This is a genomic window from Pseudoalteromonas sp. NFXS53 (genome assembly GCF_056629255.1).
Map to the genome: position 1 here is coordinate 1 of NZ_JBWVBR010000052.1, position 688 is coordinate 688.

The window sequence follows — 688 nt, forward strand, 5'->3', positions numbered from 1 at the left end:
ACTCAAAATTGCAAAGAAGCGTTCGACTGGTGAATGACCTTTCTGGTCACAGCTTAAATTGAAAAACGAAAAGCCAAAACCAGCTTAAAACTTGATTGCACCACTGTACCTAAAAGCCAATTTGAAGAAAAGACTTGAAGCAAAAACCGTTTTAAAGACAGCGATTTAAAGTGACGCATAACGCCTTAATAAACGGCGAAAAATAGCAGGCTAAACTAAGCGACGAAGGAGCGCAAGCCTACTGTTTTGCGTCCATTGTTTAATTAATTTGTTAGGTTTTGTTGGCGAATTGTGTGACTTGTTTTTTGAGAGAGACCCAGTAAAGCAATATTGATAATTCTACTACAAAAGACAAGTACTCATGAATAATTGGCAAAACAAAGTAAGCAATACCTGCAATTACAGCTACTAAACGTCCATGAGCATAGTAGGCCACCCAAAAAACCAAAATAACAGCCAAAAAAGACACTAAACCGATGACCATAAAAATAACTGATAAAATAAACTGGCTTTTATCAGACAATTCAAAGGGAATGAACCCCAAAATAGGCAGTAATAGAAGTACTAAAACTATTCCAAAAATGTTCTTTTTTACGACATTCTTCATAAAAACCTAACGCTTAGCTAACAGGCAAAATTGAATAAGCTAAAATCGAGCGAAGCGACGAGCTTATTTAATTTTGTCCTA

1 protein-coding gene is annotated in these 688 nt (G+C 35.8%); it reads right to left on the reverse strand.

Going from position 1 to position 688, the window contains the following annotated elements; genetic code table 11:
• Positions 1-271: 271 nt before the first annotated feature.
• On the reverse strand, positions 272-607 hold the full coding sequence (locus tag AC1HJP_RS21155; protein ID WP_138569278.1) for a hypothetical protein: 336 nt from the start codon (positions 605-607) through the stop codon (positions 272-274).
• Positions 608-688: the final 81 nt, after the last annotated feature.

Coding starts and splice junctions, on each gene's coding strand:
- AC1HJP_RS21155 (WP_138569278.1), bottom strand. CDS start 607: ATGAAGAATGTCGTAAAAAAGAACATTTTTGGAATAGTTTTAGTACTT.